This is a genomic window from Pantoea sp. X-Soil-MYKO-1289, from assembly GCF_059730625.1.
The window spans coordinates 369,492-384,048 of record NZ_AP036004.1 but is presented as its reverse complement, the minus strand read 5'-3'; the positions used below and the strand labels follow the sequence as shown (position 1 = coordinate 384,048).

12 protein-coding genes, 1 tRNA gene and 2 rRNA genes are annotated in these 14,557 nt (G+C 56.5%); 6 read left to right on the top strand and 9 right to left on the bottom strand.

The window, feature by feature from the left end:
- Window positions 1-72 precede the first annotated feature (72 nt).
- From AC6I7Z_RS01870 to AC6I7Z_RS01860, 3 genes are all read right to left on the bottom strand, one after another.
- Window positions 73-2,977 (bottom strand): 23S ribosomal RNA (locus AC6I7Z_RS01870).
- Between the two features lie 211 nt (window positions 2,978-3,188).
- Window positions 3,189-3,263 (bottom strand) — tRNA-Glu (locus AC6I7Z_RS01865).
- A 93-nt stretch (window positions 3,264-3,356) separates the two neighbouring features.
- A 16S ribosomal RNA gene (locus AC6I7Z_RS01860) occupies window positions 3,357-4,898 on the bottom strand.
- The 16S and 23S rRNA genes sit together here with 1 tRNA gene alongside, the layout of an rRNA operon.
- Window positions 4,899-5,388: 490 nt before the next feature.
- Between AC6I7Z_RS01860 and AC6I7Z_RS01855 the strand changes: the two genes are divergently transcribed.
- A complete protein-coding gene (locus AC6I7Z_RS01855; RefSeq protein ID WP_497812947.1) occupies window positions 5,389-5,940 on the top strand; it encodes a gamma carbonic anhydrase family protein in 552 nt (183 codons plus the stop codon).
- Here AC6I7Z_RS01855 and AC6I7Z_RS01850 read toward each other — a convergent pair.
- Genes AC6I7Z_RS01850 through dprA form a run of 6 tightly spaced genes read right to left on the bottom strand, consistent with a single transcriptional unit; the run spans window position 5,907 to window position 9,703 of the window.
- Window positions 5,907-6,164 (bottom strand): DUF1488 family protein, encoded by a 258-nt coding sequence (locus AC6I7Z_RS01850; RefSeq protein ID WP_497812946.1) that lies wholly within the window; start codon window positions 6,162-6,164, stop codon window positions 5,907-5,909. The two genes, AC6I7Z_RS01855 and AC6I7Z_RS01850, sit on opposite strands and share 34 nt — an antisense overlap.
- Window positions 6,161-6,979: a shikimate dehydrogenase gene (gene aroE, locus AC6I7Z_RS01845; protein WP_497812945.1), complete on the bottom strand. Its 819-nt coding sequence runs from the start codon at window positions 6,977-6,979 to the stop codon at window positions 6,161-6,163. Before aroE ends, AC6I7Z_RS01850 begins: the two co-directional genes overlap by 4 nt.
- A 3-nt stretch (window positions 6,980-6,982) precedes the next feature.
- Window positions 6,983-7,555: an L-threonylcarbamoyladenylate synthase type 1 TsaC gene (gene tsaC, locus AC6I7Z_RS01840; RefSeq protein ID WP_497812944.1), complete on the bottom strand. Its 573-nt coding sequence runs from the start codon at window positions 7,553-7,555 to the stop codon at window positions 6,983-6,985.
- A 9-nt stretch (window positions 7,556-7,564) separates the two neighbouring features.
- A complete protein-coding gene (locus AC6I7Z_RS01835; RefSeq protein ID WP_497812943.1) occupies window positions 7,565-8,110 on the bottom strand; it encodes a DNA topoisomerase family protein in 546 nt (181 codons plus the stop codon).
- Between the two features lie 23 nt (window positions 8,111-8,133).
- Window positions 8,134-8,607, bottom strand: coding sequence for a DUF494 family protein Smg (smg, locus tag AC6I7Z_RS01830; protein ID WP_033752918.1), 474 nt, complete (start codon window positions 8,605-8,607; stop codon window positions 8,134-8,136).
- Complete coding sequence (dprA, locus tag AC6I7Z_RS01825; RefSeq protein WP_497812942.1) at window positions 8,579-9,703, bottom strand: DNA-protecting protein DprA; 1,125 nt, start codon at window positions 9,701-9,703, stop codon at window positions 8,579-8,581. Before dprA ends, smg begins: the two co-directional genes overlap by 29 nt.
- A gap of 116 nt (window positions 9,704-9,819) precedes the next feature.
- On the opposite strand from dprA, the gene def reads away from it, so the two are divergent.
- From def to mscL, 5 genes are all read left to right on the top strand, one after another.
- On the top strand, window positions 9,820-10,332 hold the full coding sequence (gene def, locus AC6I7Z_RS01820; protein ID WP_033752920.1) for a peptide deformylase: 513 nt from the start codon (window positions 9,820-9,822) through the stop codon (window positions 10,330-10,332).
- A 20-nt stretch (window positions 10,333-10,352) separates the two neighbouring features.
- Window positions 10,353-11,297 carry a methionyl-tRNA formyltransferase gene (gene fmt / locus AC6I7Z_RS01815; RefSeq protein WP_497812941.1) on the top strand — a complete coding sequence of 315 codons (945 nt, stop codon included), beginning with the start codon at window positions 10,353-10,355 and terminating at the stop codon, window positions 11,295-11,297.
- A 47-nt stretch (window positions 11,298-11,344) separates the two neighbouring features.
- On the top strand, window positions 11,345-12,637 hold the full coding sequence (gene rsmB / locus AC6I7Z_RS01810; RefSeq protein WP_497812940.1) for a 16S rRNA (cytosine(967)-C(5))-methyltransferase RsmB: 1,293 nt from the start codon (window positions 11,345-11,347) through the stop codon (window positions 12,635-12,637).
- A gap of 19 nt (window positions 12,638-12,656) precedes the next feature.
- The gene (gene trkA / locus AC6I7Z_RS01805) at window positions 12,657-14,033 is read left to right on the top strand and encodes a Trk system potassium transporter TrkA (RefSeq protein WP_033752924.1); all 1,377 of its coding nucleotides are present in this window, start codon (window positions 12,657-12,659) and stop codon (window positions 14,031-14,033) included.
- 100 nt (window positions 14,034-14,133) lie between these two features.
- The gene (gene mscL / locus AC6I7Z_RS01800) at window positions 14,134-14,544 is read left to right on the top strand and encodes a large-conductance mechanosensitive channel protein MscL (RefSeq protein WP_497812939.1); all 411 of its coding nucleotides are present in this window, start codon (window positions 14,134-14,136) and stop codon (window positions 14,542-14,544) included.
- The last annotated feature ends 13 nt before the right edge of the window (window positions 14,545-14,557 follow it).

Here is a 14,557-nt window from a genome sequence, read left to right as displayed (position 1 = left end):
GCCCGCAGGCCGCGCAGAATTATCCGGTACAAGCTGAAAATCTCGCGTCTCACAAAACGCCTCTGGCGTTGTAAGGTTAAGCCTCACGGGTCATTAGTACCGGTTAGCTCAACGCATCGCTGCGCTTACACACCCGGCCTATCAACGTCGTCGTCTTCAACGTCCCTTCAGGAGCATCAAGTGCTCAGGGAAAACTCATCTCGGGGCAAGTTTCGTGCTTAGATGCTTTCAGCACTTATCTCTTCCGCACTTAGCTACCGGGCAGTGCCATTGGCATGACAACCCGAACACCAGCGGTGCGTTCACTCCGGTCCTCTCGTACTAGGAGCAACCCCCCTCAGTTTTCCAGCGCCCACGGCAGATAGGGACCGAACTGTCTCACGACGTTCTAAACCCAGCTCGCGTACCACTTTAAACGGCGAACAGCCGTACCCTTGGGACCTACTTCAGCCCCAGGATGTGATGAGCCGACATCGAGGTGCCAAACACCGCCGTCGATATGAACTCTTGGGCGGTATCAGCCTGTTATCCCCGGAGTACCTTTTATCCGTTGAGCGATGGCCCTTCCATTCAGAACCACCGGATCACTATGACCTGCTTTCGCACCTGCTCGAGCCGTCACTCTCGCAGTCAAGCTGGCTTATGCCATTGCACTAACCTCCTGATGTCCGACCAGGATTAGCCAACCTTCGTGCTCCTCCGTTACGCTTTGGGAGGAGACCGCCCCAGTCAAACTACCCACCAGACACTGTCCGCAGCCCGGGTAACGGGCCTACGTTAGAACACCAGCCATTAAAGGGTGGTATTTCAAGGACGGCTCCACGCAGACTGGCGTCCACGCTTCAAAGCCTCCCACCTATCCTACACATCAAGGACCAGTGTTCAGTGTCAAGCTGTAGTAAAGGTTCACGGGGTCTTTCCGTCTTGCCGCGGGTACACTGCATCTTCACAGCGATTTCAATTTCACTGAGTCTCGGGTGGAGACAGCCTGGCCATCATTACGCCATTCGTGCAGGTCGGAACTTACCCGACAAGGAATTTCGCTACCTTAGGACCGTTATAGTTACGGCCGCCGTTTACCGGGGCTTCGATCAAGAGCTTCTCCTTGCGGATAACCCCATCAATTAACCTTCCGGCACCGGGCAGGCGTCACACCGTATACGTCCACTTTCGTGTTTGCACAGTGCTGTGTTTTTAATAAACAGTTGCAGCCAGCTGGTATCTTCGACTGGCCTCGGCTCCGGGAGCAAGTCCCCTCACCTACGCGCCAGCGTGCCTTCTCCCGAAGTTACGGCACCATTTTGCCTAGTTCCTTCACCCGAGTTCTCTCAAGCGCCTTGGTATTCTCTACCTGACCACCTGTGTCGGTTTGGGGTACGATTTCGTGTTGCCTGATGCTTAGAGGCTTTTCCTGGAAGCAGGGCATTTGTTGCTTCAGCACCGTAGTGCCTCGTCGTCACGCCTCAGCCTTAAGCATCCGGATTTGCCTGGATGCTCAGCCTACACGCTTAAACCGGGACAACCGTCGCCCGGCCAACATAGCCTTCTCCGTCCCCCCTTCGCAGCAACACCAAGTACAGGAATATTAACCTGTTTCCCATCGACTACGCCTTTCGGCCTCGCCTTAGGGGTCGACTCACCCTGCCCCGATTAACGTTGGACAGGAACCCTTGGTCTTCCGGCGAGCGGGCTTTTCACCCGCTTTATCGTTACTTATGTCAGCATTCGCACTTCTGATACCTCCAGCATGCCTCACAGCACACCTTCGACGGCTTACAGAACGCTCCCCTACCCAACAACGCTTGCGCGTCGCTGCCGCAGCTTCGGTGCATGGTTTAGCCCCGTTACATCTTCCGCGCAGGCCGACTCGACCAGTGAGCTATTACGCTTTCTTTAAATGATGGCTGCTTCTAAGCCAACATCCTGGCTGTCTGGGCCTTCCCACATCGTTTCCCACTTAACCATGACTTTGGGACCTTAGCTGGCGGTCTGGGTTGTTTCCCTCTTCACGACGGACGTTAGCACCCGCCGTGTGTCTCCCGTGATAACATTCTCCGGTATTCGCAGTTTGCATCGGGTTGGTAAGCCGGGATGGCCCCCTAGCCGAAACAGTGCTCTACCCCCGGAGATGAGTTCACGAGGCGCTACCTAAATAGCTTTCGGGGAGAACCAGCTATCTCCCGGTTTGATTGGCCTTTCACCCCCAGCCACAGGTCATCCGCTAATTTTTCAACATTAGTCGGTTCGGTCCTCCAGTTAGTGTTACCCAACCTTCAACCTGCCCATGGCTAGATCACCGGGTTTCGGGTCTATACCCTGCAACTTAACGCCCAGTTAAGACTCGGTTTCCCTGCGGCTCCCCTATACGGTTAACCTTGCTACAGAATATAAGTCGCTGACCCATTATACAAAAGGTACGCAGTCACCCCATAAAGAGGCTCCCACTGCTTGTACGTACACGGTTTCAGGTTCTGTTTCACTCCCCTCGCCGGGGTTCTTTTCGCCTTTCCCTCACGGTACTGGTTCACTATCGGTCAGTCAGGAGTATTTAGCCTTGGAGGATGGTCCCCCCATATTCAGACAGGATACCACGTGTCCCGCCCTACTCATCGAGCTCACAGAATGTGTGTTTTCGTGTACGGGAGTATCACCCTGTACCCTGCGACTTTCCAGACGCTTCCACTAACACACAAGCTGATTCAGGCTCTGGGCTGCTCCCCGTTCGCTCGCCGCTACTGGGGGAATCTCGGTTGATTTCTTTTCCTCGGGGTACTTAGATGTTTCAGTTCCCCCGGTTCGCCTCGCAACACTATGTATTCATGTTGCGATAGTGTGTCGAAACACACTGGGTTTCCCCATTCGGACATCGCCGGCTGTTGCGGTTCATATCACCTTGCCGGCGCTTTTCGCAGATTAGCACGTCCTTCATCGCCTCTGACTGCCAGGGCATCCACCGTGTACGCTTAGTCGCTTAACCTCACAACCCACAGGCGTCTTGCGACGTCGCGGATGTGATTATTGAGAGACTCGAACGCGCTGCCTTTATTCCCTGTTACGGGGGAATAACGCCGCGCGTCGTTTCAATTTTCAGCTTGTTCCGGATTGTTAAAGAGCAATATCTCAAACCTGACGTTGCCGCCGGCTTTGAGATATTTCGTGGAGACACCTTTCACCTGTCACCAAGCAAGTGGCGTCCCCTAGGGGATTCGAACCCCTGTTGCCGCCGTGAAAGGGCGGAGTCCTAACCGCTAGACGAAGGGGACACAAAAAATGCGTCACGACTTCGCAGCCGTCTTGCTTCTTTACTTTTCTATCAGACAATCTGTGTGAGCACTTCGAAAGGCAGTATCTTCAGGTAAGGAGGTGATCCAACCGCAGGTTCCCCTACGGTTACCTTGTTACGACTTCACCCCAGTCATGAATCACAAAGTGGTAAGCGCCCTCCCGAAGGTTAAGCTACCTACTTCTTTTGCAACCCACTCCCATGGTGTGACGGGCGGTGTGTACAAGGCCCGGGAACGTATTCACCGTGGCATTCTGATCCACGATTACTAGCGATTCCGACTTCACGGAGTCGAGTTGCAGACTCCGATCCGGACTACGACGCACTTTATGAGGTCCGCTTGCTCTCGCGAGGTCGCTTCTCTTTGTATGCGCCATTGTAGCACGTGTGTAGCCCTACTCGTAAGGGCCATGATGACTTGACGTCATCCCCACCTTCCTCCGGTTTATCACCGGCAGTCTCCTTTGAGTTCCCGACCGAATCGCTGGCAACAAAGGATAAGGGTTGCGCTCGTTGCGGGACTTAACCCAACATTTCACAACACGAGCTGACGACAGCCATGCAGCACCTGTCTCACGGTTCCCGAAGGCACTAAGGCATCTCTGCCAAATTCCGTGGATGTCAAGAGTAGGTAAGGTTCTTCGCGTTGCATCGAATTAAACCACATGCTCCACCGCTTGTGCGGGCCCCCGTCAATTCATTTGAGTTTTAACCTTGCGGCCGTACTCCCCAGGCGGTCGACTTAACGCGTTAGCTCCGGAAGCCACTCCTCAGGGGAACAGCCTCCAAGTCGACATCGTTTACGGCGTGGACTACCAGGGTATCTAATCCTGTTTGCTCCCCACGCTTTCGCACCTGAGCGTCAGTCTTTGTCCAGGGGGCCGCCTTCGCCACCGGTATTCCTCCAGATCTCTACGCATTTCACCGCTACACCTGGAATTCTACCCCCCTCTACAAGACTCTAGCCTGCCAGTTTCGAATGCAGTTCCCAGGTTAAGCCCGGGGATTTCACATCCGACTTGACAGACCGCCTGCGTGCGCTTTACGCCCAGTAATTCCGATTAACGCTTGCACCCTCCGTATTACCGCGGCTGCTGGCACGGAGTTAGCCGGTGCTTCTTCTGCGGGTAACGTCAATCGACGCGGTTATTAACCACATCGCCTTCCTCCCCGCTGAAAGTACTTTACAACCCGAAGGCCTTCTTCATACACGCGGCATGGCTGCATCAGGCTTGCGCCCATTGTGCAATATTCCCCACTGCTGCCTCCCGTAGGAGTCTGGACCGTGTCTCAGTTCCAGTGTGGCTGGTCATCCTCTCAGACCAGCTAGGGATCGTCGCCTAGGTGAGCCGTTACCCCACCTACTAGCTAATCCCATCTGGGCACATCCGATGGTGTGAGGCCCGAAGGTCCCCCACTTTGGTCTTGCGACGTTATGCGGTATTAGCTACCGTTTCCAGTAGTTATCCCCCTCCATCGGGCAGTTTCCCAGACATTACTCACCCGTCCGCCACTCGCCACCCAAAGAGCAAGCTCTTCTGTGCTGCCGTTCGACTTGCATGTGTTAGGCCTGCCGCCAGCGTTCAATCTGAGCCATGATCAAACTCTTCAATTTAAGTTTGATTTGCTTAAACCAGTTAAGCGGTGCTCATCTGTAAAACGTCATAATGAATGTCATTATGTGTCCACTCGTGAGGCTTGATATTTTTTAAGCCCGGAGGCTTTTGATATCTGCTCCCGAGTGCCCACACAGATTGTCTGATAAATTGTTAAAGAGCGGTGCAGTCAGCGGCTCAGCCTGCTGCTGCGAGGTGGCGTATATTACGCGACTCTCCTTCGGAGTCAACCCCTTTTTTCAGGGATTTTATCCGGCGACTCAGCGAACCGAATCTCCTGAACACCGCATTCCGTAAGCCGTTGTGCCGTGTCAGTGGAGGCGCATTATAGGGATCCGATTTAATTGCACAACCCTTTTTTCGATCTTTTTTTCCGTATGGCGATAAAACAATCTTATTGCAGAGATCTTCAACGATCGCAGGCCTTTTGCGCTTGTCTGGCTTCGCGATCCGTTCCAGTCTGTAGCCGAATCTATAAGGAGAACGCAGATGTCAGCTCTACGACGTTATAAAGAGAGTTATCCGCAGTGTGGGCAGCGCGTCATGATTGACGCCTCTAGCGTAGTGATTGGCGACGTCGCGCTGGGCGACGATGTCAGCATCTGGCCGCTGGTCGCGATACGCGGCGACGTGAATCAGGTACGCATCGGCGCGCGCACGAATATACAGGACGGCAGCGTGCTGCACGTGACCCATAAATCCGCCAGCAACCCGGAAGGATTCCCTCTGACCATCGGTGCTGACGTTACCGTCGGACATAAAGCGATGCTGCACGCTTGCACTATCGGCGATCGCGTACTGGTAGGAATGGGATCAATCGTGCTGGACGGCGCCATTATTGAAGATGACGTCATGATAGGCGCGGGCAGCCTGGTTCCGCCAGGCAAGCGTCTGGAAAGCGGCTACCTCTATCTCGGCAGCCCGGTCCGGCAGGTGCGTCCGCTGAGCGAACAGGAGATTGCAGGCTTGCTTTACTCCGCCAACAATTACGTTCGCTGGAAGGATGACTATCTCGCCGAGGCGAGCCAGACCCACTCCTGATCGTCGAACGCGTCATTAGCGATGGCCGCTTCCGCTTCGTCTTCTATATCCCAGCGATGCGCGGAAAACAGGGCCATCGCCTCTCCCTGGCCGAAACGCTGCTCGAGGGCGTCGGCCGAGATGGCGCAGGTCAGCATCATGCCGTTCACCAGCGCCGGAAAGCAGACGGCTTGTTTATCCGCGTTCCACTCTTCGCGCTCGGGAAACTGAATCGCCTGATTCATGGCTGCATCGCCTGTTTAAGCTGTGCGATAACGGGCGCGATCTCAGGCATGACGCCGTGCCATAGCTGAAACGCGTGCGCTGCCTGCCCCACCAGCATCCCCAGACCATCCGCGCGCTGCTGTGCCCCCTGCTGTTCGCACCAGCGTAAAAAAGGCGTCGCGCCAGCCTGATAAAACATGTCGTAGCAGCGTACCTGCCCATCGATCAGGGAAACAGGCAGCGGCGGAACCTCGCCGCTGACGCCGCTGGAGGTGGCGTTGATAACAAGATCGAAAGCCCGCCCGGTCAGCTGATCAAAACGGCAGGCATCGATCTCGCCGCTCTGACGGAAAAGCTGCGCCAGCTCCTCCGCGCGCGCCTGGGTTCGGTTGACGATCGTCACCGCGCAGCCGGCGGAAAGCAGCGGCAGGATGACGCCGCGTGCCGCGCCGCCTGCTCCCACCAGCAAAATGCGATCGCCCGGGCGGATCAGCGCCAGACGTTCAAGATCGCTCAGCAGACCGATACCGTCGGTATTGTCGCCCAGGATGCGGCCGTCGCTGCACTTTTTCAGGGTATTGACGGCGCCGGAGAGCGCCGCTCGCTCGCTCAGCTCGTCGGCAAACTCGCACGCCTGCTGCTTAAAAGGCAGCGTCACGTTGGCGCCGCGTCCGCCCTGCGCGAAAAACGCAGCGATAGCGTCAGGGAACGCCTCGAGCGGCGCGCAAACCCGGCCATAACGATGCGCAATGCCCGTCTGCTCGGCAAACGCCTGGTGGATCAAAGGCGATTTACTGTGGCTGATGGGATTGCCGAATACCGCAAACTGATCCATGAATTAGCCCTGACGAATAAGGTTGCCGGTTAACACATCGCGAATCTCCGACGGATTCTGCCGACCGCCGGTTTCGCCCGCCAGCACAGGAAAGGCCGCGCCGAATTGCGTCCTGACCGCCTCGACCGTGCGGCAAGGCGCTTCGCCCGACAGGTTGGCGCTGGTCGATACCAGCGGCTTGCCGAAGGCGCGGCACAGCGCCTGGACATCGGGATGATCGCTGACGCGAATGGCCAGTGAATCAAAACGTCCTGTCAGCCAGCGCGGCGTTTGCGGCGTAGCAGGTACGACAAAGGTCACCGGGCCCGGCCAGTGAGCGAACATGCGTTCACGCTGCTCGACGGTGAGTTCGCGGTCGGAGATATAGGGTTCCAGCTGCGCATAATCGGCGGCGATGAGGATCAATCCCTTCTCAACGGGACGCTGTTTTAATGTCAGCAGCGCCGCTACGGCGCTTTCGCTGTCCGGGTCGCAGCCCAGACCAAATACGGCTTCGGTTGGATACGCAATAACGGCCTGCTGGCGCAGTTGCTCGAGGCAATCTTCCAGCGAACCGGAAAAAGTTTGGTTTTGCATGATGTTATCTTAATTCTCTGATGCGGCGGCCTTGCCGCAACTTTTACTGGCGCAAAAGCGTTTAACGCCCTGCGCGGTTTTCTTCTCTACCAGCAGCGGAAAAGCACAGTGCGGGCAGATGCCTGCGACTGGCGTTGCATTGACGGCGAACTGGCAGGCCGGATAGCGGTTACAAGAGTGGAAGGTCTTGCCGTAACGCGAACGACGCTGCACCAGTTTACCCTCCAGGCATTGCGGGCAGGCAATAAGGGTTTCATCGGGTTTGTCTATCGCTTCGCTATAGTCGCATTCTGGATAGTGGCTACAGCCGATGAACATGCCGTAGCGCCCCTGACGCAACGCTTTATCCGCGCCGCACTGCGGACAGGCATGCCCTTCGAGCACCTTGACGATGTGACCGTCAGCCTGACCTTTTAGCGGCCGAATATAGTCGCAAGCTGGATAGTTTGTGCAGCCTAAAAAGGCGCCGTGTTTACCGCTGCGAATAACGAGATCTGCCCCGCAGGCGGGGCAGGGATCCTGTTTACGCACGGTGAAGAGTGCTGATTTGCTCATAACGATGGCTGCATAACCAATAATTAATGCAGCATGCCTTCATTGACGTCGAATAACAGTTCTTCCATTTGCTGATAGGCGTTTTCGCATCCCGGAAGATTGAATAACACCATCAACACCACCCATTTGAGATCTTCCAGATCGAACTCGAGCGTATCGAGCGCCATGACTCGTTCGATGACCATTTCACGCGTTTCCATATTGAGCACCTGAATTTGCTCAAGGAACAGCAGGAAACCACGACATTCGGCATCTAAACGCTGGCCTTCTTCTTCCGTGTAGATGCGCATTGAAAGCGGATCGTTGGCTAACAGAATCGGGTCGACCAGGCCTTCCTGATAATCTGCGAGCTTTTCTAACCAGTTCAACGCATTGTAGATATCTTCACGATGAAAACCGGCATCGGTTAAGTCATCAGTCAATGTATCCTGATCAACCTGCATTTCTGCTTCGTTGTGGATATATGTCTCAAACAAGTACATTAGTACGTCGAACATGGCATGCCCTCCTCAATCGGACATAGCCGCCGGGTACAGCTGCGATCCATCCTGCTAACTCCAGCTCCAGCAGTTGGGCTGCAATCACTGGCACAGGTTGGCCGGCACGTTCAGCGACGACGTCAACAGGTGTAACCTCATCACCTACGTTAGCCAACACCTCAGCAAATGGCAATGCTGCATCGCCGCTGTCCTCAGAATATATTCCTTCCGGCTGTGTAAAAGGCAGCCAGTTAAGCGCAGCGCGAAGATCGTCGACGATGTCGGTAGGATGAGCCACCAGCAACGCGCCCTGCTGAATCAGCCAGTGTGTCCCTTCGCTGCCGGGATTGCCCAGCGCGCCAGGCAAGGCGTAGACATTGCGATTTTGCTCCAGCGCATAGCGCGCGGTCACCAGCGAACCGCTTTTAAGGGCCGCCTCTACGACCAGCACGCCGCGGCTCAGTCCGCTAATCACGCGGTTGCGGCGCGGAAAATTAAGCGCATGCGGCGGCGTTGAGAGAGAGAACTCAGAAACCAGCGCGCCGCCTTTGTCCACAATCTCCTCCGCCAGCGCGCCGTGATTTTTAGGATAGAGATGCTGCAATCCGCTGCCCAGCACCGCCACGGTTTTTCCCTGCGCCTCCAGCGCCGCACGATGCGCGATGCCGTCTATGCCGCGCGCCAGCCCGCTGGTAATGGTGAGGTCGCTCAGCGCCAGCTCCCGGGTAAACCATTCGCCCCACTGCCGGCCGTAGTGCGAACAGTTACGGCTGCCCACCACCGCCAGCTGCATGGAAGAGAGTAAAGCGGGCTCGCCTTTTATATAGAGCAGCGGCGGGAAACGATAGATCTCGCGTAAAGCGGCGGGATAGCGGTCGTCTAAGGCCGTTATCAGATGGTTATCGTCGCTTGCCGCGAGCCACGCCTCGGTCGCTGCGATCTGACGCGATGAAAGATGAGTAAACTGATGACGTTGCTGCTGGTTCAGACCGGCCGATATCAACACCTGCGCCGCGTCGTCTGTTTCGTTAAGCGCGCTGGCAATGTCCAGCCAGCGTTTTCCGGTCAGCCCGGCTACGGCTGAAAGCCGCAAATAGCGCTCGATATTTCCCATATTCGCTCCCTGCTTTACGCGCCGCTTCCTGCGGGTGAATGCTGTCAATCAGGTCTCGAAAAGTCTACAATATGAAGCAATAATCTTTTTTTAATCGCATACAGATCTGGATATTTATGTCAGTTTTGCAGGTATTACATTTCCCTGACGATCGTCTCCGCAAAATCGCGGCGCCAGTGAAAGAAGTTAACGCTGAAGTTCAGCGCATCGTCGACGATATGTTTGAAACTATGTACGCCGAAGAGGGTATTGGCCTGGCGGCGACGCAAGTGGATATCCACCAGCGCATCATCGTTATCGACGTGTCGGAAAATCGCGACGAACGTTTGGTTCTGATCAACCCGGAGCTGCTGGATAAAAGCGGTGAAACCGGTATTGAAGAGGGCTGCCTCTCCATTCCCGAGCAGCGCGCTTTCGTTCCGCGCGCCGAGCGCGTAAAAGTGCGCGCGCTGGATCGCGAGGGCAAGAGTTTCGAACTGGAAACCGACGGCCTGCTCGCCATCTGCATTCAGCATGAGATCGATCACCTCGACGGCAAACTGTTTATTGATTATCTGTCGCCGCTCAAGCGTCAGCGCATTAAGCAAAAGCTGGAAAAACTGGCGCGCCAGAACGCGCGTCCTTCCTGACGTTGAAAGAAGAGATAACCGTGTCTGCTCCGCTGAAAATTATCTTCGCCGGCACACCTGATTTTGCAGCGCGTCATCTTGACGCGCTGCTCGCTTCTGAGCATCAGGTCGTCGGCGTCTTTACCCAACCCGATCGTCCCGCCGGCCGCGGCAATAAACTGACGCCCAGCCCGGTGAAAACGCTGGCGCAATCTCGCGACATCCCGGTGTTTCAGCCGAAGTCCCTGCGCCCCGTCGAGAATCAGCAGCTGGTCGCCGATTTAGCGGCGGATGTGATGGTGGTGGTCGCCTACGGACTTATTCTGCCGCAGGCGGTGCTGACGATGCCGCGTCTCGGCTGCATCAACGTGCATGGTTCGCTGCTGCCGCGCTGGCGCGGCGCGGCGCCCATTCAGCGCGCGCTCTGGGCTGGCGACAGCGAAACCGGCGTAACCATCATGCAGATGGATGTCGGCCTGGATACGGGCGATATGCTGCATAAGCTGAACTGCCCGATTACCGCGCAGGACACCAGCGCCACGCTGTATGACAAGCTGGCGCAGCTCGGCCCGCAGGGTCTGCTGGAGACGCTTTCGCAGCTGGCGGACGGTCGCGCGCAGCCGGAGAAGCAGGATGACGTGCAGGCGAACTACGCCGAGAAGCTCAGCAAAGAGGAGGCCCGCCTTGACTGGCAGCTCTCCGCCGCTCAGCTTGAGCGCTGTATCCGCGCCTTTAATCCCTGGCCGGTCAGCTATTTCCTGATTGACGACCAGCCGGTGAAGGTGTGGCAGGCCAGCGTGCTGCCGCACGTCGCGAAACAGCCAGGCGAAATTCTCGCAGCCGACAAGCACGGCATTCAGGTCGCGACAGCTGAAGGAGTATTAAATCTTCAGCTGCTGCAACCGGCAGGCAAAAAAGCCATGTCGGCGCAGGATCTGCTGAACTCGCGTCGCGAGTGGTTCACGTCAGGCCGCGTCTTAGCCTGACTCCAGCCCGGCACTGTCCGGGCTTTTTGTTTAATGACGTAACGCGAATGACTAAATCAACCAATCTGCGAAGCCTTGCCGCTCAACTTATTGAGCGTGTTATCGATAAGGGCGAATCGCTCAGCGCGGTGCTGCCTGCCGCGCAGAAAAAAGTAGGCGATAAAGATGGCGCGCTGTTGCAGGAGCTCTGCTTCGGCGTACTGCGCACGCTGCCGCAGCTCGAAGCGCTCATCGGCAAACTGATGGCGCGTCCGCTCAGCGGCAAACAGCGCGTTCTGCACTATCTCATCATGATCGGCATCTATCAGCTGCTCTATACCCGTGTGCCTGCTCACGCTGCGCTGGCGGAAACCGTCGCCGGCGCTGAAGTGCTAAAGCGCGCCAACCTTAAAGGCCTGATTAACGGCGTGCTGCGTCAGTTCCAGCGTCAGCAGGCAGAGCTGATCGCCGAAGTTGACCGTGCGCCGCAGCGCTATCTGCATCCCGGCTGGCTGCTGCAGCGGCTGCAAAAAGCCTGGCCGGAAAACTGGCAGCAGATAGTGGACGCCAATAACCAGCGTCCGCCGATGTGGCTGCGCGTTAATCGCCAGCACCACAGCCGCGATAGCTGGCTGGCGCTGCTGACCGAAAGCGGAAAAACGGCCGTTGCCGACGAGACGGCGCCTGACGCGCTGCGGCTTGAAGCCCCCGCGCCGGTTGGCCAGTTGCCAGGCTTCGCAGACGGCTGGGTTACGGTTCAGGATCTTTCCGCCCAGCGCTGCGCCCTGCTGCTGGCGCCTGAAGATGGCGAGCAGATCCTCGATCTTTGCGCCGCGCCGGGCGGCAAAACCACGCATATCCTGGAAATAGCCCCTAATGCGCAGGTCATGGCGGTTGATGTCGACGCGCAACGCCTGACGCGCGTTAAAGAGAACCTGCAGCGCCTTAATATGCAGGCAGAGGTCAAACAGGGCGACGGACGTACCCCGGCAGCGTGGTGCGGCGAGCGGCAGTTCGATCGTATTTTGCTGGACGCGCCCTGCTCCGCCACCGGCGTTATCCGCCGTCATCCCGATATTAAATGGCTGCGTCGCGATCGGGATATCGCCGAGCTGGCTTCGCTGCAGCGCGACATTCTCGACGCCATCTGGCCGCATCTGAAACCAGGCGGCACCCTGCTGTATGCGACCTGCTCTGTGCTGCCGGACGAGAACGAAGCGCAAATCACCGCCTTTCTGTCGCGCCACGCCGACGCACGCGCCGAAGCCTTGCCAGAGGGCAAAATCAGCGGGCTGCAGGTCTTTCCGACCACTGACGGCGGAGACGGATTTTTCTACGCTAAGCTGATAAAAGCGCACTAACTAAAGAGCACGAGACGCAATGAAAATTATCATTCTTGGCGCCGGCCAGGTTGGCGGCACGCTGGCGGAAAACCTGGTGGGCGAGAACAATGACATAACGGTGGTTGATACCGATCCTGACCGCTTACGTCAGCTGCAGGATAAATTCGATTTGCGCGTCGTTCAGGGCCACGGGTCGCATCCGCGTATTTTGCGCGAAGCAGGCGCGGAAGATGCCGATATGTTAGTCGCGGTCACCAGCTCCGATGAAACCAATATGGTGGCGTGTCAGATCGCCTATTCATTGTTTAATACACCCAACCGTATCGCCCGTATTCGCGCGGCGGATTATCTGCGCGACGCTGAGAAGCTGTTTATTCCCGAAGCGGTGCCGATTGATCATCTTATTTCGCCCGAACAGCTGGTGATCGAAAATATCTATCGGCTGATCCAGTATCCCGGCGCGCTGCAGGTGGTGAATTTCGCTGAGGGCCTCGTCAGTCTTGCGGTAGTAAAAGCCTATTACGGCGGGCCGCTGGTGGGCAATCCGCTCTCTATTCTGCGCGAACATATGCCGCATATTGATACGCGCGTCGCCGCCATTTTCCGCCAGGACCGCCCTATCCGCCCGCAAGGCTCAACAATTGTTGAAGCGGGCGACGAGGTCTTTTTTATCGCCGCCAGCCAGAATATCCGCGCGGTGATGAGCGAGATGCAGCGTCTGGAAAGGCCCTATAAGCGCATTATGCTGGTGGGCGGCGGCAATATTGGTTTCGGTCTTGCGCAGCGGCTGGAAAAAAATTACAGCGTGAAGCTGATCGAACGTAATCCGCGCCGTGCCGCCGAACTGGCTGAGCAGCTGCAGGACACCATCGTCTTCTACGGCGACGCGTCGGATCAGGAGCTGCTGGCGGAAGAGCATGTCGATCAGGTCGATCTTTTTATTGCGGTCACCAACGACGATGAAGCGAATATTATGTCGGCGATGCTGGCGAAAAAGATGGGCGCAAAAAAGGTGATGGTGCTGATCCAGCGTCGCGCCTATGTCGATCTGGTACAGGGCAGCGTGATCGATATCGCCATCTCGCCGCAGCAGGCGACCATCTCCGCGCTGCTGGGCCACGTGCGCAAGGCGGATATCGTAGGCGTCTCCTCTTTACGACGCGGCATCGCTGAAGCGATCGAAGCGATCGCCCACGGCGACGAAACCACCTCGCGCGTGGTCGGCCGGATGATCAACGACATTAAACTGCCGCCGGGTACGCTTATCGGCGCGGTGGTGCGCGGCGAGGATGTGCTTATCGCCAAAGATAACCTACGTATCGAGCAAGGCGACCACGTCATTATGTTCCTGACCGACAAAAAGTTCGTGCCGGACGTTGAGCGTTTGTTCCAGCCAAGTCCGTTCTTCCTTTAAGCGCGACTACCCAGCCAGGGCTAACAAATGCCGCCGCTTAGATGGCAATTGCCGTAAGGTTTGTTAGACTTTAGCCACTGGCAAGGGAAAGGAGATAAGTATGAGTTTTTTCAAAGAGTTTCGTGATTTTGCAATGCGCGGCAATGTGGTCGATCTCGCCGTCGGTGTGATTATCGGCGCCGCCTTTGGCAAAATCGTCTCTTCACTGGTAGCAAACATCATTATGCCGCCGCTGGGACTGCTGATCGGCGGAGTCGACTTTAAACAGTTCAAATGGGTGCTGAAACCTGCAGAGGGCGCTACGCCGCCTGTCGTGATGGAATATGGCGTATTTATTCAGTCTGTATTCGACTTCATTATTGTGGCGTTCGCAATCTTCATCGCCATCAAGCTGATGAATAAACTGCACAAGAAAAAAGAAGTCGAAAAACCAGTGGCAAAACCGTCTAACGAAGAGGTGCTGCTGAGCGAAATTCGAGATTTGCTGAAGCAGCAGAACGGCAAAATCTAACGCAGAGCCGCCC

Excerpts from the sequence above, each read along its gene's own strand:
- AC6I7Z_RS01855 (WP_497812947.1), top strand. The coding sequence starts at position 5,389 with ATGTCAGCTCTACGACGTTATAAAGAGAGTTATCCGCAGTGTGGGCAG.
- AC6I7Z_RS01850 (WP_497812946.1), bottom strand. The coding sequence starts at position 6,164 with ATGAATCAGGCGATTCAGTTTCCCGAGCGCGAAGAGTGGAACGCGGAT.
- aroE (WP_497812945.1), bottom strand. The coding sequence starts at position 6,979 with ATGGATCAGTTTGCGGTATTCGGCAATCCCATCAGCCACAGTAAATCG.
- tsaC (WP_497812944.1), bottom strand. The coding sequence starts at position 7,555 with ATGCAAAACCAAACTTTTTCCGGTTCGCTGGAAGATTGCCTCGAGCAA.
- AC6I7Z_RS01835 (WP_497812943.1), bottom strand. The coding sequence starts at position 8,110 with ATGAGCAAATCAGCACTCTTCACCGTGCGTAAACAGGATCCCTGCCCC.
- smg (WP_033752918.1), bottom strand. The coding sequence starts at position 8,607 with ATGTTCGACGTACTAATGTACTTGTTTGAGACATATATCCACAACGAA.
- dprA (WP_497812942.1), bottom strand. The coding sequence starts at position 9,703 with ATGGGAAATATCGAGCGCTATTTGCGGCTTTCAGCCGTAGCCGGGCTG.
- def (WP_033752920.1), top strand. The coding sequence starts at position 9,820 with ATGTCAGTTTTGCAGGTATTACATTTCCCTGACGATCGTCTCCGCAAA.
- rsmB (WP_497812940.1), top strand. The coding sequence starts at position 11,345 with ATGACTAAATCAACCAATCTGCGAAGCCTTGCCGCTCAACTTATTGAG.
- trkA (WP_033752924.1), top strand. The coding sequence starts at position 12,657 with ATGAAAATTATCATTCTTGGCGCCGGCCAGGTTGGCGGCACGCTGGCG.
- mscL (WP_497812939.1), top strand. The coding sequence starts at position 14,134 with ATGAGTTTTTTCAAAGAGTTTCGTGATTTTGCAATGCGCGGCAATGTG.